Below are 19,292 nucleotides of genomic sequence, written 5' to 3'. Positions count from 1 at the left end.
CCAAATAAGAAATATTGATTTTACTTTTCTAACCTCTACCTGATAAATATATGGGAGAAGTTAAGGATGAGACTACTAATTTTTTTAGCCTAAGATTTGAGTCATATATTTCCTTTTCATCTTCAAAAGTTGTTCATTTGCAGAATAAATCGGCCACTTTGAAGTCAACTAATCGTGTTTTTTTGTTTTTATTTTTTATATTAATTTTTGCTTGTAGTACAAGTGATCCAGTAGTTGAAGAAGTCATTCCTGAAAGTTTAATGGTCCCTTCTTCTATGACTTTTTCTGCAAATTATAATTCTCAATTGGTCAATATAAATTCTAATGTGAGTTGGCAAATTAATAATAGTAGTAATTGGATTACAGTGAATCCCACTTCTGGTACTAATAACGGTATTACCACTGTTGCAGTCTTAGCTAATGTTGATCCTACAGAGCGAATAGCAGACTTAATCATTACAGGGGGTCAACTTTCAAGGACCCTACAAATTATACAAGCAGCAGCAGAACAACAAGTCACAACCCCTTCGGGTACTTTAGATTCCAACCAACCACCATCAGAAAACTTTGATTTATCTACTTGGAAGTTAAGTATCCCCTTGAATGAAGGAGATGGTACAGCGACAGACATTTCAGTCAGTGGACTCAATAATGGTTATGAAAACAGTTCGTTTTTTTATACTGCTTCTGATGGAGGAATGGTGTTTAAATGTCCAGTTGCAGGATATAAAACTTCAACCAATACCAGTTATACACGAGTAGAATTACGTGAAATGTTAAGAGGGACAAATACCAGTATCAGTACCCAAGGCGTAAATAAAAACAACTGGGTCTTTGGCAGTGCTCCTCAAGAAGATAAAAATGCCGCCGCTGCTTATGATGGTGAAATGAATGCTACCCTAGCCGTGAATCACGTAACTACAACAGGGAATAGTAGTCATATAGGACGCGTTATTATTGGACAGATACACGCTAATAATGACGAACCGATTCGAATCTATTATAGAAAATTAAGAGATAATAATTTAGGATCTATCTATTTCGCTCATGAACCTACCGATGGAAATGGCAGTGAACAATGGCACGAAATGATTGGCTCTAGAAGTAACAGTGCTGATAATCCTGAAGATGGAATTGCCCTTGATGAAATATTCAGCTATCGAATTAAAGTGGTTGGTGATATTTTAACCGTAACTATTATAAGAGAAGGAAAACAAGATGTAGTTAAAACTATTAATATGGTAAACAGTGGGTTTAACGTTGGCGGACAATATATGTATTTTAAAGCTGGAGTATATCATGTGAACAACTCTGGGAACGATGATGATTATGCCCAAGCAACTTTTTATGCCCTAGAAAAATCGCATACTACTAATTAATCTTTTAGCTGAGTATAGCTCATAATGTAAATCCATCGCTTGGGGCAGTTTTGAAAAATGTTAACCTATTCTTTAAGTTACTTGGCTATTTAACGGAAGCAAGTTTTAATGTTAGTTCATTCACTCTCTGTTGAATCAGAATAACTTATATATTTTTTAATGGAATTATAAAAATGTTCCCCCATTTAAAAAGTTACAGTTTTTTAAGCTACTTTTTTAGAATAAAATTTAATTTCGACACTTCACGACACCAATTTAAAATAAAAATTCCGTAAAGTGTTATAAATAAACGCCTTACGGAATATAGTTGCGGAGAAAGAGGTAAGTGAACCTCTTTCGTAGTGCCTTTATTTATTACTGTTTCAGTCCTGTACCATTGTTGGGTCACCTAATAGGTCACCTTTATACCTTGTAGTAAAGATAAGGAATTTACTTGATTAATCCTTGTACTTTACTGATTTCAAAGCCCATAAAGTCGCAAAATTCATCGATAGTAACTAACTGATGAGCTTCTTTGTTAAGGCGTTCTTTAATCGCTTTGATTATTGTTCTGCCATAACGCTCACTCTTTCCTGTTACTACCTGCACGTCTTTAGGGTAAATACAGATTCTACTCATTCACTTTAAATTTAAAATTAATACTCTAACTATACTTTATCTATACCGTAGCTATAAAGCACTTATATACAATATACGACTAATATCCCATTGAAAAAACTAACTAAAACGGAAGTTTTGGCAACTTATAAACACTACGGAAGCACTCTAATACATTGACAGTCAATAGCTCGTATATTTGATATTCATCATCAAAAAATGTATTAGTTATGGCAAAATTAAAAGGTATTATTAAGTTAGAAGGAACGTTAGACAACCTAACTTTTTACAAAGCAAAAGAGGGTTATTTAGTAAAAACTAAAGGCGGTGTTTCTAAAGAGCGTATTCAAAATGACCCAGCGTTTGAGCGTACTCGTGAAAACGGTTCAGAATTTGGAAGTTCTGCATCATCTGGTAAGTTATTGAGAACATCAGTTAGAAACTTAATGATTAGAGCAAAAGATAATCGAGTTTCAAGTCGTGTTACTCAAAAAATGACACAAATTAAAAACTTTGATACAACCTCTGTAAGAGGACAAAGAAATGTAGCTACAGGATTAGCAACACCAGAAGGTAAAGCCACATTAAAAGGCTTGGATTTTAATAATAGAGCCATTTTAAGTGCTGTTTTATTCGCTCCTTTTACTGTAGATGGTGCAACTGGTGAAATTACGATTCCAAATTTAACGCCTACAAATGATATTGCATATCCAAGTGGCGCAACACACGTAAGTTTAAGTTCAGCATTTCTAAAAGTTGACTTTGATACAACAGATAATTCAATCGAATACAGTCCAACTGTAAATATTCCTATTGATTCAACCTCTGCAACTCAAACACTAACTCCTGCAGGTGTTCCAACAGGCACAGGAAACGATATATTCGTTTTATTGGTTGAGTTCTTCCAAGAGATTAACGGTGTTCAGTATCCGCTTAAAAATGGCGCATATAACGTTTTAAATATCGTAGAAGTAGCATAAAAGTTTCATTCTGACCTTTGAAGCTGAAAGAGTCCTATAATTTTTATTGTAGGGCTTTTTCTTTTGCCATAATTTTTTTGAAGAAAAGAAAAAAGATAGCCAATGTTAAAGGTAGCGTGGATATGAAAACCAAAGCTGTAATATGCTATTACCTTAAAGACAAAAAAAACGCTAAACTTTTGTGGCGAGCGGAACAACACAAAAGACAGAGGCTTTTGAGGTACGAAAAAACTGGGTTTTGGGTTGTGGGGAATAAAAAAGAGCCTTTCGAAAAAGACTCTTAAATTATTGGCTTAATGGTCGTGATTTGAATGGTCTTCCGATTTCATTTCTCCTGTTTGATTCATAGCCATTTCGTGGTCGTATTGACAACAACCTGGTAAATATTTATAGGCTTCTTCACTTCCTGTAACTTTTTCGGTGTCATAACCTGATGCTGCTATTGCCTTATGAATTGCCATTGCATCTGTTTTGGTATCATCAAAAGAAACATCAATCTTCTTTTTATCGACATCCCAATTGGCACTTGCAACACCTTCAACACTATTGGCTGCTTTTTCAATGGTACTTTTACACATACCACAATTACCTCTCACACCAAAAGATAAATCTGTCATTGCAATTTCTTTTGACACTTCTGTTGTTGTAGTTTCTTCAACTTTTTTAGTTTCGTTTTTACAACTTGTTAATCCCATAGCTATTATTACAGCTACGCTTAAAATTACTTTCTTCATTTTTAAAAATTTAATTATTATCTGTGTTTATTTATTCTATTGTTTGTTTAACCTCACCACATTTAAGCATTGCGTCACCAAAATATGGGTTTAAAACTTGTTCTTCTTTACTCAACCAATACGCACCGTTATTGTTATCTGCCATAGGACAAAACTGTACATATAGCTTATCATTTACCTTATCAAAGTTTTTAACCATTTCTATAAGCTTATCGGAAATTGTTTGAAACTGTTTACGTTGATGTTCCAGAGTTACATTTTCATTTATTCCTTTAGATGTTTTATGCAAAATAGCCCAGTAATTATGCGTTTGCTCTCTTTGACTTACTGGCATTTCTTCCAATGCTTTTCTAAATGCTTCACTTTTGGATGATGCTAACGATATATCAGACTGAATTAAAGCATCTTTAAGATTGATATAAGCGTCAATAATAGGTTGAAATGATTTTTCAACAGTACTATTAAAATCAACCTTTTCTGTCATCATATCCATTGTATGTTCTTCGTGACCTGTCATTACTTTGCCACCTTCCTTATTCATCATTGATTTTTTGCCTTGTAATTGAGCTGCTGCATCAACCGTAAATGTCCCGTTAGTCACGATTTCATTGCCAACAAATAATCCTTCTAAAACTTCATATTCATTACCAATTTGATTGCCTAAAACAACTTCACGCATTTCAAAAATAGTTTGGTCTGGATTGGTTTTTAAATACACAACAGAACGCTCACCTGTCCAAAGTACAGCAGATGCTGGGATTGTTAACACTTCATCATTATTATTTGATACTCGTTCAATATTAGCGGTTACAAACATTCCTGGTTTAAATACATCGTTCTTATTATTAAGTACCACACGTAAGGTTACTGTTCTTGTTCTGGTATTTAATATTGGTTCAATGAAATCTACTTTCCCTTTAAACTCTTTATTAGCATAAGCATTTGTAGTCACTAAAACTTCTTGTCCCTTTTTAAATAAATCGATTTGATTTTCATATACATCAAAGTTTGCCCAAACCGTATTGAGATTTGCAATTTTAAGCAATGGTTGACCTTGTTTTATGTAATCGCCTTGTTCTACTAATTTTTCGGTAACTGTTCCTGAAACGGTTGCATAGACTGGAAAGTTTTCTTTTACTTTTCCAGTTTCTTCTATTTGATTAATTTGACTTTCAGAAAGTTTCCACAACTTCAATTTATTACGAACTGCCTTATATAATGCAGGTTGCGATTCCTTTAAAGATGATGCTGTAATTAACTCTTGTTGTGCCGCATACAATTCTGGCGAATAAATAGTTGCTAATAGCTGACCTTTACGTACTTCTTCACCTGTAAAACTGACATTCAATCGTTCTATTCTACCCGAAAAATAACTTACTTGTACTGCGTTTGCTTCTTCATTTTCAGCAATTTTACCAGATAACTTAAGGGTGTTGCCATCAACATTTCCTTTACCAACAACAGTTGTTTGAATATTGGCTAATGCCATCGCATTTTCAGTTAACTTGAATTGGTCTGCTAATAAACCATCTGCACTACTTTCGGCAGGAATTAAATCCATACCACAGATAGGACAATCACCTGGTTCTGGTTGCATAATTTGTGGATGCATAGAACACGTCCACATTTGATTGGTTTCTGTTGTATCTGTATGATTGTGCTCTGTTTCTTTATTTGATGAGTTACCAAAAAGTATCCACCCTAAAAGTAGCCCTACAGCTAATATTCCTATATAAATGATATTTTTTTTCATCTCTAATTATTTTTTTTCTTTTTTAATATTTTTCTGATTGATGGTGACGATGTGTACCATAGTAAAAAGCCACTCAAAACCGTTATTAAGCCTAACAACGAGAATGCTCTTAAAACTACTGTATTAAAGTTGTCTCTACCCTCATAATCCATAGTGTGCGTCATCCATAAAAAATCGAACCAACGCCAACTTCGATGTCTAACCGTCTGAAATTTTCCATCTTTTATAGACACATAAACTTTTAAGGCTTCGTCTAATTCATACGAGATAACGTAAGCAGGCAATAACTTTTCTCTATACTCGTGATGTTTCCCTGTTTCATTAATCTGCTCTATAGATTCAACCTTTAAGCCATTTTTCATATTGAGTCTTGCGATATACAAAGCCTCTTCTTTTGTTATATTAGATTTTAAACTACCATCGATAGCATTGTATAGTTGTTCTTTGTTAATCCAATAGTATGGTGAATTATCAATATCTCTCAATTCAATAGTATTGATGCCTTGTGAAACATTAAGCCGTGTTGGACTAATGAGGTTGTTAAATGCTTTAGGCTGATATTCCATATTTTTAAAATGGTCACCGTGTATTTCATCAATATCTGTCCAACTAAAGTATAAACCACTAATAGTCCAAAACAAAAATTGAATACCCAAAAACAAGCCTAAATATCTATGGGTTTTTCTAATTTTTAATGCTGTATGTCTGTTTACCATTGTTTTAATTTATTAGCATTAATACTGCCATCACAATCATTATAGCATTCTCAATAAAAGTGGCTTCTGTCATAGGAAGTTTCAGAGCTGTACCTAAACAAGCACATCTAATAGATTTTTTATCTAATAATGTTTTCGTTACACCAATGGTTGTAATACCTAATACAACAAGTGTTACTATTAATGCAATTTTAACTTCAAATCGCATCAAAAACATTAAACCCAAAGCAGTTTCAATAAATGGATAAATCCAACCATAAGCAGGAACTCGTTTTGCTAATGGGTCGTACATTTTGAAAGATTCTGGGAAGCCTTTTAAATCTAACATCTTGAAGAAGCTAAACACAATGTAGAATAAGCCCATAAAGTCGAGCATAAATGCACTCCAACTCCAATCTTTATAATGTAATAATACACTTGCGGTTGCTATATAAAAGATGATTAGTAGTAAGGGCTTTAATTGCTGTAGTTTGCTTTTTTCTTGCTCCATTTCAAAACTTGGTGTACTTGTAGAAGCAAAAATATTTTTAACTTCCTTTTCAGAAAGCGTATATTTTTCAGGTAAGGCTTTTTTAAGAGTTTCTGTAGCGACGTGGCTACTCATTGTAACTTCAGCTTCTCCTTTTTCGAGATTAACTTCAACATTAGTAACATTGTCAATGCTTTCTAAACTTTTTTCTACAGATGCTTTACAACTGCCACAGGTCATTCCTGTTATTTTATATGTATGTGTCATTATTTTGGTAGTTTTAATGTTATAGAATTGTTTAATAATAAGTCATCTATATGACCAGCAATAGCATCATCCTCCGTTTTAAAATGCATATGGATATTGGTAGTATGATGTGTGAAAATTGCTTTATGTTTTGTAGAATAGAATCCGATTATTTCAACGTCTTTATTCTGCAAAGTTCCATTTAAACCTGATTCTTTGTGCTTTTTATGATTATGGATAGTGTCACCATCTTTCCAATTGATGACGTGCCAATCTAAAGATTTGACGTTGCCCTCTAACAAAAAAGGAAATGGTTTATTTGTATCTATATTGTACTCTGTAGCAATCTTGAAAATTTGTTCTTCTAAATCACTTTTTGTGGCACAATTTTTTATTTCAAAAGATTCCCACGCTTTAATTTCTGCATATACTAATAGAGATGCTTTTAGGTTGTAAGAATCTTTAATCTGTAAACTACTATCAACCACAAAACTGTTGCTTGGTTGACTATCAAAAATTTGAATTTCGCCCTTGAGGTTATCCACAGCACCAAGAGCGTAAAGGTTTTTCATCTTTGAAAGTGTGTCTAAACTAATTACGGGTTGAATATTACCAGACATTATTGTTCTTAAAGCACCTGAATGTTTTACTACTGTTGAAAGAGTTTTACTTTCTTTATCTCTACAAGACAAAAAGGCAATTGTAAAAAACACTAATACGGTTATATAGGTTAATTTGTTCATTGCTTAATTGGTTAAATAATTAATGATTGTACTTTGCACATAGTAGCCCTTAATAGACTCTATTTGGTTCATTTGAAACTTTAGTTGCAATTCCTGAATATCCAAAACATCATTAAAATCTATCGTTCCTGTTTCGTAACTTTTGATTAAGATGTCTTCTGCATCTTTAGCTTGTTTTAAGTTCTTGGTTTGAGTCTCATAACTTATTCTTGCCGAAATACGTTCATTAATCGCTTTGCTTAAAAGCGTTTCCAAAGTGTTTAATCGTTCTTGTTTTTGAGCTGTTATTTCTTGCTGTTCTAACTCATTTTGCTTGGTTTGAGATTTATATTTTTTATTAAAAATTGGGATTGACACGGAAACCATAGGCATCACAATATCTTTTCCGTTATCCGAGAAATTCATATCTGGTCTTTCGGAAACATTGATATAGTCTAATCCAAAACCAATCATAGGACTACTTTCTTTTTGGTTTAACAATTCTGATTGTTCTATGGATTGAAATAGTTTATCATACTTCAACAATTCGGGATGTAATGCTAAATTTTTAGTAGTGATTTCAAAGTCTTCTGAAGGCATCATTAAGCTCTCTACCACAGTAACAGCAATATCATTTTCCCTATTCAAAAGATTATTCAAATTAGTTTGTTCTGCTAAAAACTGTTGACTTAAAACATCTTTTAGTTGTTGCATTTCATTTTGACGCATTTGTAATCGCAACACATCTACAGCAGATGCTTTACCAACCTCAACAGAGGTTAGTGCTAATGTCTCATAGGTTTCCAATAGTTTAATGTTTTCTGTTAGCACCTTTTGTTTCGCTTTGTTGGCGTATAAATTATAATAGGATTGTGATACAGAAGCCATCAATTTTCGCTTTGCAATAACAATGTCTTCATATTTTGCATCAGCTAATGAACTGACATAATTTTCTCGTGAAGTAATTGTACCAAACCACGGTAACATTTGTTTAGCAGATACTTTAAAGCGTTGCGCTCCTGTTCGTGTTTCTGGTTCGCTCACAAAGTAACCTACTCCAAATTCGGTATTAGGAATGGTATTGACTTCGTTTACTTTTTCGGAAGCTCTTTTGTATTGCAATTCAAATTTTTGGATTTCTGGATTGTTATTTAATGCTACATCAATAAGCGTCTCTAACTCTTGACTTTGTGCAGAAAGAACAAAGCATAAAGAACAAAGAACAAAGACTGTTTTTAAATTGATTATTATGTATTTCATTTTGTTGCTCTTTTAAGTTGAACTTCGGATTTCCAGCTATATAATACTGGGACTACAAATAAGGTTATCAAGGCTATAAGCATTCCACCAAAACTTGGTATTGCCATTGGAATCATAATATCGCTTCCTCTCCCTGTAGATGTGAGTATTGGTAATAATGCTAATATGGTAGTTGCTGTTGTCATTAAACAGGGTCTAATTCGTTTTTCTCCTGCTTCCACAACTGACGCTCTAATTTCCTTTTTATTCTCTGGTGTATTTCTATCAAAAGTTTGCGTTAAATAAGTTGCCATTACTACGCCATCATCTGTTGCAATACCGAAGAGAGCAATAAAACCAACCCAAACCGCTACACTTAAATTAATGGGATGCATCTGAAATAAGTCTCGCATATTTTCCCCAAAGAAATTGAAGTTTAAAAACCAATCTTGACCATAGAGCCATATCATTACAAATCCACCAGCAAACGCTACTGCAATACCTGTAAACACCATTAATGATGTACCAACGGAACGAAATTGGAAATACAGTATTAAAAAGATGATTGCCAATGCTAATGGCACAACAACAGATAGTGTTTTTTCTGCTCGTAATTGATTTTCATACGTTCCTGTGAATGCATAGTTGATGCCTTTTGGTACTATTAGCTCACCAGAATCTATCTTTTCTTGAATCAATGCTTGTGCATTTTCAACAACGCTTACTTCCGCAAAACCATCTAATTTATCAAACAGTACATAACCTACTAAAAAGGTATCTTCACTTTTAATGACTTGTGGCCCTTGTTCGTAACGAATGGTTGCCAATTCGCTTAATGGAACAGGACTTCCTTTTTCAACTGGCACATAAATTTGTTGTAAGTCTGTTGGATTTGCTCTTAATTCTCTTGGGTATCGCACACGAACACCATATCGCTCACGACCTTCAACCGTTTGTGTTAATACCATACCACCAACTGCGACTTTTAATACATCTTGAACATCTTGTATCGAAATGCCATAACGTGCAATTTTCTCTCTATCAATATCAATCAACAAATACGGTTTACCAACAATACGGTCTGCAAAAACAGCTTCTTTTTTAACACCTTCAGCTTCCTTGATGATGTTCTCTAATTGGACGCCAAACGCTTCAATTTGCTTTAAGTCTTGTCCTTTTACCTTTATTCCCATAGGTGCTCGCATTCCTGTTTGAAGCATTACCAATCGGGTTTCAATGGGTTGTAGTTTTGGTGCTGACGTAACTCCCGGTAATTTGGTGACTCTTACAATTTCATTCCAAATATCGTCTGGTGATTCAATTTCTGGTCGCCAATTGCGATAGTATTCACCATCGTAATCTTCAATTAGTTGAGACCTTTTAACTGTGCTAAAAGCAACATTTTCGGAATTATTTGGATTAGAAATAGTACGACCATCTTTTAATTCAAACAAACCATCATCATTTACTTTGTAGCGTTGCCTTTCTCCATCTGCATTCAGCATATATTCTGATTTATACTGAATGATGTTCTCATACATTGATAGAGGTGCTGGGTCTAATGCAGATTCTGTACGACCTGCTTTTCCAACTACAGTTTCGATTTCAGGAATACTGGCAACTGCCATATCTAACTGCTGTAAAACACGCTTATTTTCTTCTACACCAGAATGTGGCATAGAAGTAGGCATCAATAAAAAAGAACCTTCATTTAACGATGGCATAAATTCTTTGCCTGTGTTTTTCATAATGAAAAAACCAGCAATGACAATTGCAGTTGGAATTGAAAGAAATAGTAATTTATTATCTAAACACCACTTTAAAATTCGAGTATAATACCTGATAAACAATGAGAAAACACCCAATAAACCAAAGCAAATGACACCAACAAAGATGAGGTTCCAGAAGATACTTTTATCAACTCCTAAAGGTCTCCAATATTCCGCTAATAGGAACACTATTGCTGATGCTGAAATAATGATATTGGTAAGATTCGCTTGTTTGTCTGTTATCTTATTTTGAAGATTAAGACCTGCTGTAATCCCAAACGCAATTAAAATTAATCCTAACCAATATCCATAGACTATGGCTACGATTCCCAATGCTATTAAAACACCATTTAAAACATATTTAAAAGTGTTTTTGATGTTTTTCTTTCTGAATAAAAATGCAGCAAACGGTGGAATTAAAAACAACGCTACTATTATAGAAGCTGTTAATGCAAAGGTTTTTGTAAAGGCTAATGGTCTAAATAATTTTCCTTCTGCGCCAATCATAGTAAAGACTGGAATGAAACTGATTATTGTTGTCATTACAGCGGTTACGATTGCACCAGATACTTCTGCTGTGGCATTATATACTACTGTATTGATTGATTTTGTTCCGTCATCTTCATCCAAGTGCCTAATAATGTTTTCTGAAAGTATGACACCAACATCGACCATTGTACCAATAGCAATTGCGATACCAGATAAAGCGACAATGTTTGCATCTACACCAAAGAACTTCATTGCTATAAACACCATTAAAACCGCAACAGGCAATAAGCCAGAAATTAATATTGAAGCTCGAAGATTAAATACCATAATGATAATAACCAAAATGGTAATTAGTATCTCTAATGTTAAGGCTTCATTGAGTGTACCTAATGTTTCTTGAATGAGTTCTGTTCTATCGTAAAATGGAACTATTGTGACTTGTGATGTTCTTCCATCTGCTAATACTTTTGAAGGTAAGCCTGCACTTAATTCATTAATTTTTTCTTTTACATTATTGATTACTTCCATTGGGTTTGCTCCGTAACGAGCCACAACAACAGCACCCACTACTTCAGCACCTTCTTTATCTAATAATCCACGTCTTGTTACTGGACCTAAAAAGACTTTTCCAATATCTTTGATTCGTATTGCTGTATAATCTTCGGAAGTGACTACTGCATTTTCTATGTCTGAAATAGATTTCACATAACCTAAACCACGTACTAAATATTCTGCATTATTGATTTCAATAGTTTGTGCACCAATGTCTTTATTACTTTCCTTAACTGCTTTTACAACGTGATGTAATCCAATATTATATTGACGCATCAATTCAGGATTAACATCAACTTGGTATTCTTGAACATAACCACCAATTGAAGCTACTTCAGAAACACCACTTGCAGATGATAGCGCATATTTCACATAGTAATCTTGTATGCTTCGCAATTCTTGTAAATCCCAACCACCAGTTACGTTTCCGTTTTCATCACGACCTTCAAGTGTGTACCAAAAAATTTGACCTAATCCTGTGGCATCAGGACCCAAAGCAGGATTAACACCTTCAGGTAATAAACCACTTGGTAATGAGTTTAGTTTTTCGAGAATACGGCTTCTACTCCAGTAAAATTCTATGTCTTCTTCAAAAATGATATAGATACTTGAAAAGCCAAACATAGATGAACTACGAATGGTTTTTACTCCAGGAATACCTAACAAGGATGTGGTTAATGGATAGGTAATTTGGTCTTCAATATCTTGTGGTGAACGACCATCCCACTTTGTAAATACAATTTGTTGGTTTTCTCCAATATCTGGTATGGCATCTACAGCAACAGGGTTACTTGGTAAAAATCCTGTATCCCAATTGAAAGGTGCATTTACTGTTCCCCATCCTACGAAAAGAACGAGTAGTAGTACTGCAACGAGTTTATTCTCTATAAGAAATTTGATTGCTTTATTAAGCATATAGTTTGATTATTAAACAGTTAGACATTGGTGTTGAGAAAACACCGAATACAACAAATTATCCACATAGCATAAAGCCATAGGATAACACAGTCTATTGTTTAAAAATCAAATTAAATACGTCTCGTCAATCTTGAAGATTTGCCTGACGACGAGTGGTGGTTTGTATTCTTCATAAGAAGATACATTGTTATCTAAACCTTCGAAAAGGTTAATATAGGTATGAACAAATGAAGCTATGAATACTTGTTGCTCAAACGTAATTTTGTCAATTTGTAATTGAAGTTCGTCTTGACCTTCAATTGCTAATTGTTTATCATCGCAACAATTTTTCTTGGTAATAGAACATCCTTCAGTAGAAGGTTTTTCCATTTCCATACCGCAACCTTTAGCTTTTTGGAAAATAGCCGTTTCTACTAAAGTATCTCCACAATAATGCATATTAACAGTAAATGACAACGTAGAAAATAACACTACGAAAGCCATTAACAAAGACATTATTTTATAGAAAAACTTCTTCATATTAATTGCGAAGTTACGAAATTTTAACAAATGTTCATTTTGTTTAACAGAAGTTTAATGGCTAACTCCATCTCATTCGTTGTAATCTAACAGCATTTAAAATTGCTAATAATGCTACTCCTACATCTGCAAAAACTGCTTCCCACATTGTGGCTAAACCACCTGCTCCTAATATCAAGACAATGACTTTAATACCAAAAGCTAAAATGATATTCTGCCAAACGATTTTTCGTGTGGAACGACTTATTTTAATCGCTCTCACGACTTTTGAAGGTTGGTCTGTTTGAATGATGACATCTGCTGTTTCAATAGCTACATCACTACCTAAACCACCCATCGCAATACCAACGTTACTCACTGCTAAAACAGGTGCATCGTTAATACCATCACCTATAAAAGCTACTTTATTTTCAGGATTCTTCTTTAAAGATTCAACTTCGTTTAATTTATCTTCTGGTAGTAAACCACCTTTAGCATTTTCAATATTCAACTCTTTAGCGACTTGTTGAGTTATAGAATCTTTATCACCAGAAAGCATCATAATATTTTTAATACCTACTTTATGTAAATCTGTAATTGTTTCTTTTGCATCCTCTTTTAATTCATCCGCTATAACTACATAACCTGCAAACTTATTATCTATTGCAACTAAAACTATAGATTCTACAATTGATTCAGTTTCATTTGGTACTTTTATATTATTAGCGGTCATTAAGGCATTATTTCCAACTAAAACTGTTTTACCGTTTACAATACCTTTTAATCCTTTACCAGCAATTTCAGAAACTTCTTTTGCTTCATAGCTATTTTCAGTTCCATTATATACCATTATGGCTTTAGCTATTGGATGCGTGGATTGTTCTTCCATAGCCATTAAATACTTCATAAAATCAGATTCAACCCAACCAATAGTTTTTATTTCCTTGATTTTAAAGACCCCTTTGGTAACTGTCCCTGTTTTATCCATTACCAATGTATTTATTTTGGTCATAGCATCTAAAAATGAAGCCCCTTTAAATAAAATACCATTCTTTGAAGCTACACCTAAACCACCAAAATATCCTAAAGGGATTGAAATTACCAATGCGCACGGACAAGAGATTACCAAGAATATTAATGCTCTATATAGCCAATCTCTAAACACATAATCATTTACAAAAAAGTAAGGTATAAAAATAACACCAATAGCCAAGAATACTACAATTGGCGTGTAGATATGAGCAAACTGTCTAATGAATAATTCTGTTTTAGATTTACGTGCAGTAGCATTTTGAACCAATTCTAATATTCTGGCAATAGAACTATCTTCAAACTTATTAGTTACCTCAACTTCAATAACGCTTTCTAAATTGATACTACCTGCGTAAACCTTTGCTTCTTTCTGAATGGAATCTGGTTTGCTCTCGCCTGTTAACGCTGCGGTGTTTAGAGATGCTTTTTCGGATAATAAAATCCCATCTAACGGTATTTTCTCACCTACTCGAATTTGTATTTTTTCACCAATATTTACAGCTTCTGGCGACACACTAACATAATCACCATCACGAAATACATTGGCTTCTTTTGGTCGAACATCTAATAAGGCTTTAATATTTCCTTTTGCTCTATTAACTGCTGCGTTTTGAAATAATTCTCCTACTGCATAAAATAGCATTACTGCCACACCTTCAGGATATTCACCAATGATAAACGCACCAATGGTGGCAATAGACATTAAAAAGAACTCGGTAAAAACATCGCCTTTTATAAGACTTTTCCAACCTTCTTTAATTACAGGAAATCCAACTGGAATATATGCTAAAGTGTACCAAACTACTCGAATCCATCCTTGAAATTGAGGAATCGCATCAAAATAATCTACAGCGATACCTACCATTAACATAACAAAACTTATGATAGCAGGAATGTATGTTTTGAATGCACTTCCATTACCGTGATTATGACCATCATCGTGAGAATGTTGTGCTTCTGAATTTGGTTTTAAATCTTTTAAATTGATTTTCTTTTTTTTCATCAAGTTAGTTTTAACAACAACTTTTGTTTTGTTGAATTGGTGGACAAGGAACTGTACCATAAGAACAATACACACAACAATCTCCTTTGTTTGGTTTTAAAACTGTTTTACATTTCTCACATTCATAAAAGAATTGACAGGCATTTGTTGGCATATCTTCTTCCTTTTTATGACCACAGGTTGGGCAAGTGATTTCAGATTTTAATATAGTTTGCATCAATTTTAATTTTTATCAGTTACTTTATAACCTGTAGAATTAATTGCTTTCTCAATTTCTAATTCATTAGTTTTAGTTTGGTCATACTCAATGATTGCGTTACCATTCTTGTATGATGTTTTTGAGTTCACAATTCCGTTAAGTTTATTTACTTCGTGGTTTACGTGAGCTTCACAACTGGGACAAGTCATTCCACTTATTTTATACTCTGTTGTTTTGATATTTGATTTATCAACGACAACAATTTGTTTCTCTGAATTTGGATAAAACATACTTGAGTAGTATGGAAATGCCAACATCACTATTGCGAATACTGTTACAACTCCTAAAAAGGTTTTTGACTGAATAAATTTTGGTTTTTTATCCGTTTCACATTCACAGTCGATTTCTTTTTCTGGTTTTAATTTTTGATACCAAGCAAAGAGAAGAACTAATATAGTTAGCCCTATTAAGTAAGGTCTAAATGGTTCTATCCAAGAAAAAGTTGAAGCTACACCACTTGTTCCTGCAATTAATGCCAAAACTGGTGTGATGCAACACAATGAAGCTGTGATTGCTGTTAGGATACTTGTAACCGCTAATTTATTTTTCATTCTATATCTAATACTTTTTCAATGTCATTTGGAATAGGCATACGTTTTAATGGTGGTACGTTTGCGCCACCTGTATTACCAAGAGGAACGTGATTTATAAATGATTTCCAACCACCAACAAGCAATCTAATAATTTGACCGAATACTTCTTTAGTATCTTTTTGTCTAAATCCAAACTTTAGCATTAGCCAATGTGAATAGGTATGTTCTATAGGATAAGACTGTCCTATTATATGACTGCGTTCTAAATGAAACCAAGCATTACCAAACCCCTTATTTTCTAAACAGAAACTGTATTGTTTTAATTCTTCGATATAAGCCTGTTTGATATGTTTAGGTATTTTAGTATTAAACTTCATATCCACTAATTTTGGATAAAAGTAATTTAATAGTAAGTGCAATGGAAGTGCATTTGTTATCCACTACACTTATCACATATACCTTTTACAACCAAGTTTACATTTTCCGAAACAAAGCCATCAGGTACTTTAATTTGTGGTATTTTATGTTCTGTTAGGCAAATGGTTTCATTGCAATTATTACAATGGAAATGTAAATGCAAATCGTTTTTTATATCACAATTACATCCCTCTTCGCATAACGCATATTTCGTAATTCCTGTACCATCGTCTATTTGATGAACAATGACTTTCTCTTCAAAGGTTTTAATAGTCCTGTAAAGTGTTGTTCTATCTGCTTTTACAAATGCGTTTTCAATATCACTCAATGTTACTGCAACCTCCTTCTCAACTAGGAACTTATAAATTAACATACGCATTGCAGTAACTCGTATGTTTTTTGATTCTAATACTTGTTCTATTGTTTCCATAATTAATCGTCGTCTTCGTTACCAAATGGTTTAATAATAAGTCCTACACTAAATATAAAACCATCTGTAGGCGCATATATTTCTGGGAAAACAGGATTTTCGTGCGGTGGTAAAACCAAAGGTGAAAACCTGCTTTGTCTTCTATCTGTAAAGTTTTCGAAATTTACAAATACACTTCCCAATTTAAAGTTACGCATCACCATTAAACCCATAGTTACAAAGTCTGTAGTTTCTGTACCATTAGACAAGAACTGTTTCCCTGTATAATAAGTTTCATAACCTATGCGCCATTTTTTAGATTCGTACATTATAACACTACCTGCATTATGTTTTGCTGTTAAGGGTTTTTGAGGATTGCCTTCTAAATAATTTAGCCTTGTATCAATAAATGCATAATTTAAAAACCATCTAAAATCCTTATATGTAAATTTGATGTTCGTTTCTGAACCTTTGCTGAATATTTTATCTGAAGCATTTTCAAATTGAAAAAATCCGTTATCTGTTGAATTTAAAAGCAGTCCATCATTAATAGCAGTCACATAGAATAATTGGTTTATGGAAAAACCAATCTCATCCGATAATCGTGTTTGATAATTCACATCGAAATTAACACCATAAGAACGTTCTGCATCTACTGTAGATTTATCTATTGCAAGCACATTTTCAAAGTTAATATACTCTGCTTCTTCTGTAAAAATATCAGGAATCTTATACCCTAAACCTCCACCAATTCTACTTGAAAATCCACTATTGTTTTTATAAAGTAATGAAATTCTTGGAAGTGGAAAGAAACCGAAATCCGTATTATAATCTGCTCTTAATCCAGTTTCCAATATCCAATTATCTGATATGTCAAAGATATTATTTGCAAATGCACCAAAGGTTACATCTTTTTGGTCTCGCTGTAATGGTGCATTATCGTTTTCATCAAAATTTGAGGTATAAAGATTAGCTCCAACTATCCAATCCGTTTTATCTGAAGCTGTGTTATAAGATATTTCAGTAAACGTGTTTGTTTGCTTACCATCAAAATTGAAATCCGGAACGGTTAAATTCCTATCGAAAAAAGAGACACTATTTTTAAATTCTAATGAACTAACGGAATCTAATTGTGTTTGATATACCAATTGACTGCTTAATCGTTTTGAATTGTTTTCTTCAGTATATTGATGTATGCCATTTTCTCCACTTTCAATTTTTGTCATATCTCCACCAATTCTATCATCATACGTACCGTTTAATCCAAACCAAAGTGTTGTTTTCTCTGATGGGTAATAAAACAATTTAGGATTAAATGAAATTGATGTTGTATTTGGTAGGTTGCTAAAACCATCATCTTCTGGGTCGTATGCTTTTTGATAATGACCAGAGCCATAAAGTGAAAAACCAAATTTTTTATTTCGTTTGCTATAAAATACATTAGCTGTACTTCCTAATGCTTGGGTCTGCGTAAGCATAATGTCTAAAGCAGGTTCTTCGTCTGGTGTTTTAGATACCATATTTACCAATCCTGCAATAGCACCTCCACCGTAAAGTGTAGAGGAACTACCTTTAATTATTTCAAACTGTTTAAGGTCTAAAGGTGGTATTTGTAAAATACTTAACCCACTTGAAAATCCACCATAAAGAGGAAACCCATCTCTTAATAATTGCGTGTACCTACCATCCAATCCTTGAATACGAATATTAGTACTCCCACTACTTAAAGACGTTTGTTGCATCTGTATTCCTGTACTTTCACGAAGCACCATAGAAATATTAGTAGGGTTCATTATTGCTTTTTCTCCTAATTCTTCTGCACCTATAAACTCGATGCGTGTAGGTATTTTTCGTACTGTTCTTGTGCTTCTTGTAGATTGCAGTACTACAGCATCTAATTGATTACCGCCCTCTTTTAGTTTAAACACTAATTCATTATTACTTGGAATTTGAATTGTTGTCTCAAATGTTTCAAAACCTAAAAAGGAAATTATTATTTGATGCTGACCGTTTGGTATTTCTGTAAATTCTGCAATACCATCAAAATTAGTTACAGCACCTTTTTCTAATGCTTCAAAGTAAACCGTAGCACCCATTAAAGGCTCGTTTTCAGCCTCTGTGATGACTTTTATTTGTATGTCAGTTGTTTGTGCCTGTAATGATAGACAAAGTATTAATATGAGCTTTATGCTCAATAAATATTTATTCATTGAATTATAATTGTAATTAACTAAATAATTGATTTAAAATCGTGTTGTTTTAGCTTATTACTTGTGGCGGTTGCCAAATGTTGGAAAGGAAATTAAACCTATAAATAGGTTGATATGTAGAACTTAACTCCGTTGAAATTTCAATATTGAGTTTGAAATCAAATTTCTTGATTGGTTCGTAAGTAATTGTCATACCGCAACAATTGCAGATACAAGTTACAGGACAAGAATCGTCGCTATCTTCTTGATGGTTGTGGTTAACACTTATTTCGTCTTGATGCTGGTCTTCTATGTTTTGACCATCAGAACAAGGCTTTGCTGAAAGCAATAGTATTATTAATGATAATATGACTGTTACAAATTTCACA

General features: G+C 33.4%; 18 protein-coding genes. 2 read left to right on the top strand and 16 right to left on the bottom strand.

Going from position 1 to position 19,292, the window contains the following annotated elements; all coding sequences use genetic code 11:
• Positions 1–158 precede the first annotated feature (158 nt).
• Complete coding sequence (locus NG655_RS06160; protein ID WP_252158459.1) at positions 159–1,379, top strand: polysaccharide lyase family 7 protein; 1,221 nt, start codon at positions 159–161, stop codon at positions 1,377–1,379.
• 429 nt (positions 1,380–1,808) lie between these two features.
• Here NG655_RS06160 and NG655_RS06155 read toward each other — a convergent pair whose 3' ends face one another.
• Positions 1,809–1,997, bottom strand: a complete 189-nt coding sequence (locus NG655_RS06155) for a hypothetical protein (RefSeq protein ID WP_035325018.1) — start codon at positions 1,995–1,997, stop codon at positions 1,809–1,811.
• A gap of 209 nt (positions 1,998–2,206) precedes the next feature.
• Between NG655_RS06155 and NG655_RS06150 the strand changes: the two genes are divergently transcribed.
• On the top strand, positions 2,207–2,956 hold the full coding sequence (locus tag NG655_RS06150; protein WP_252158458.1) for a hypothetical protein: 750 nt from the start codon (positions 2,207–2,209) through the stop codon (positions 2,954–2,956).
• A 293-nt stretch (positions 2,957–3,249) separates the two neighbouring features.
• Here NG655_RS06150 and NG655_RS06145 read toward each other — a convergent pair whose 3' ends face one another.
• The 15 genes from NG655_RS06145 to NG655_RS06075 form a co-directional block, all read right to left on the bottom strand.
• A complete protein-coding gene (locus NG655_RS06145) occupies positions 3,250–3,690 on the bottom strand; it encodes a heavy-metal-associated domain-containing protein (protein WP_252158457.1) in 441 nt (146 codons plus the stop codon).
• A gap of 31 nt (positions 3,691–3,721) precedes the next feature.
• Positions 3,722–5,443, bottom strand: a complete 1,722-nt coding sequence (locus NG655_RS06140; RefSeq protein ID WP_252158456.1) for an efflux RND transporter periplasmic adaptor subunit — start codon at positions 5,441–5,443, stop codon at positions 3,722–3,724.
• 2 nt (positions 5,444–5,445) lie between these two features.
• On the bottom strand, positions 5,446–6,159 hold the full coding sequence (locus NG655_RS06135; RefSeq protein WP_252158455.1) for a PepSY domain-containing protein: 714 nt from the start codon (positions 6,157–6,159) through the stop codon (positions 5,446–5,448).
• Between the two features lie 4 nt (positions 6,160–6,163).
• Positions 6,164–6,895, bottom strand: coding sequence for a heavy-metal-associated domain-containing protein (locus tag NG655_RS06130; protein WP_252158454.1), 732 nt, complete (start codon positions 6,893–6,895; stop codon positions 6,164–6,166).
• Positions 6,895–7,617, bottom strand: coding sequence for an acetolactate decarboxylase (locus NG655_RS06125; RefSeq protein WP_252158453.1), 723 nt, complete (start codon positions 7,615–7,617; stop codon positions 6,895–6,897). Before NG655_RS06125 ends, NG655_RS06130 begins: the two co-directional genes overlap by 1 nt.
• 3 nt (positions 7,618–7,620) lie before the next feature.
• Entirely contained in the window at positions 7,621–8,856 is a 1,236-nt protein-coding gene (locus NG655_RS06120) for a TolC family protein (RefSeq protein WP_252158452.1), read from the bottom strand.
• Positions 8,853–12,560 (bottom strand): efflux RND transporter permease subunit, encoded by a 3,708-nt coding sequence (locus NG655_RS06115; protein ID WP_252158451.1) that lies wholly within the window; start codon positions 12,558–12,560, stop codon positions 8,853–8,855. The genes NG655_RS06120 and NG655_RS06115 overlap by 4 nt, the downstream gene beginning before the upstream one ends.
• Positions 12,561–12,668: 108 nt before the next feature.
• A complete protein-coding gene (locus NG655_RS06110; RefSeq protein ID WP_252158450.1) occupies positions 12,669–13,082 on the bottom strand; it encodes an HYC_CC_PP family protein in 414 nt (137 codons plus the stop codon).
• 61 nt (positions 13,083–13,143) lie between these two features.
• Entirely contained in the window at positions 13,144–15,096 is a 1,953-nt protein-coding gene (locus NG655_RS06105; RefSeq protein ID WP_252158449.1) for a heavy metal translocating P-type ATPase, read from the bottom strand.
• A gap of 10 nt (positions 15,097–15,106) precedes the next feature.
• Complete coding sequence (locus tag NG655_RS06100; RefSeq protein WP_120201171.1) at positions 15,107–15,313, bottom strand: GDCCVxC domain-containing (seleno)protein; 207 nt, start codon at positions 15,311–15,313, stop codon at positions 15,107–15,109.
• Positions 15,314–15,318: 5 nt separating this feature from the next.
• Positions 15,319–15,906: a mercuric transport protein MerTP gene (gene merTP, locus NG655_RS06095; protein ID WP_133355506.1), complete on the bottom strand. Its 588-nt coding sequence runs from the start codon at positions 15,904–15,906 to the stop codon at positions 15,319–15,321.
• A complete protein-coding gene (locus NG655_RS06090) occupies positions 15,903–16,265 on the bottom strand; it encodes a DUF3703 domain-containing protein (protein ID WP_252158448.1) in 363 nt (120 codons plus the stop codon). The genes merTP and NG655_RS06090 overlap by 4 nt, the downstream gene beginning before the upstream one ends.
• Before the next feature lie 56 nt (positions 16,266–16,321).
• Positions 16,322–16,735 carry a Fur family transcriptional regulator gene (locus NG655_RS06085; protein ID WP_252158447.1) on the bottom strand — a complete coding sequence of 138 codons (414 nt, stop codon included), beginning with the start codon at positions 16,733–16,735 and terminating at the stop codon, positions 16,322–16,324.
• A 2-nt stretch (positions 16,736–16,737) separates the two neighbouring features.
• Positions 16,738–18,924 (bottom strand): TonB-dependent receptor, encoded by a 2,187-nt coding sequence (locus NG655_RS06080; RefSeq protein WP_252158446.1) that lies wholly within the window; start codon positions 18,922–18,924, stop codon positions 16,738–16,740.
• A 49-nt stretch (positions 18,925–18,973) separates the two neighbouring features.
• Positions 18,974–19,291 (bottom strand): DUF6660 family protein, encoded by a 318-nt coding sequence (locus NG655_RS06075; RefSeq protein ID WP_252158445.1) that lies wholly within the window; start codon positions 19,289–19,291, stop codon positions 18,974–18,976.
• Position 19,292: the final 1 nt, after the last annotated feature.

Origin of the sequence: Candidatus Arcticimaribacter forsetii, assembly GCF_910589745.1 — a bacterium.
Lineage (GTDB): Bacteria > Bacteroidota > Bacteroidia > Flavobacteriales > Flavobacteriaceae > Arcticimaribacter > Arcticimaribacter forsetii.
The sequence above is the reverse complement of the archived record's forward strand: the minus strand, read 5'-3'. Positions and strand labels throughout refer to the sequence as shown.

Bases quoted from the DNA above. Each gene is read 5' to 3' on its own strand.
- NG655_RS06150 (WP_252158458.1), top strand. From the start codon at position 2,207: ATGGCAAAATTAAAAGGTATTATTAAGTTAGAAGGAACGTTAGACAAC.
- NG655_RS06125 (WP_252158453.1), bottom strand. From the start codon at position 7,617: ATGAACAAATTAACCTATATAACCGTATTAGTGTTTTTTACAATTGCC.
- NG655_RS06135 (WP_252158455.1), bottom strand. From the start codon at position 6,159: ATGGTAAACAGACATACAGCATTAAAAATTAGAAAAACCCATAGATAT.
- NG655_RS06110 (WP_252158450.1), bottom strand. From the start codon at position 13,082: ATGAAGAAGTTTTTCTATAAAATAATGTCTTTGTTAATGGCTTTCGTA.
- NG655_RS06105 (WP_252158449.1), bottom strand. From the start codon at position 15,096: ATGAAAAAAAAGAAAATCAATTTAAAAGATTTAAAACCAAATTCAGAA.
- NG655_RS06085 (WP_252158447.1), bottom strand. From the start codon at position 16,735: ATGGAAACAATAGAACAAGTATTAGAATCAAAAAACATACGAGTTACT.
- NG655_RS06130 (WP_252158454.1), bottom strand. From the start codon at position 6,895: ATGACACATACATATAAAATAACAGGAATGACCTGTGGCAGTTGTAAA.
- NG655_RS06140 (WP_252158456.1), bottom strand. From the start codon at position 5,443: ATGAAAAAAAATATCATTTATATAGGAATATTAGCTGTAGGGCTACTT.
- NG655_RS06090 (WP_252158448.1), bottom strand. From the start codon at position 16,265: ATGAAGTTTAATACTAAAATACCTAAACATATCAAACAGGCTTATATC.
- NG655_RS06155 (WP_035325018.1), bottom strand. From the start codon at position 1,997: ATGAGTAGAATCTGTATTTACCCTAAAGACGTGCAGGTAGTAACAGGA.
- NG655_RS06115 (WP_252158451.1), bottom strand. From the start codon at position 12,560: ATGCTTAATAAAGCAATCAAATTTCTTATAGAGAATAAACTCGTTGCA.
- NG655_RS06120 (WP_252158452.1), bottom strand. From the start codon at position 8,856: ATGAAATACATAATAATCAATTTAAAAACAGTCTTTGTTCTTTGTTCT.
- merTP (WP_133355506.1), bottom strand. From the start codon at position 15,906: ATGAAAAATAAATTAGCGGTTACAAGTATCCTAACAGCAATCACAGCT.
- NG655_RS06080 (WP_252158446.1), bottom strand. From the start codon at position 18,924: ATGAATAAATATTTATTGAGCATAAAGCTCATATTAATACTTTGTCTA.
- NG655_RS06100 (WP_120201171.1), bottom strand. From the start codon at position 15,313: ATGCAAACTATATTAAAATCTGAAATCACTTGCCCAACCTGTGGTCAT.
- NG655_RS06145 (WP_252158457.1), bottom strand. From the start codon at position 3,690: ATGAAGAAAGTAATTTTAAGCGTAGCTGTAATAATAGCTATGGGATTA.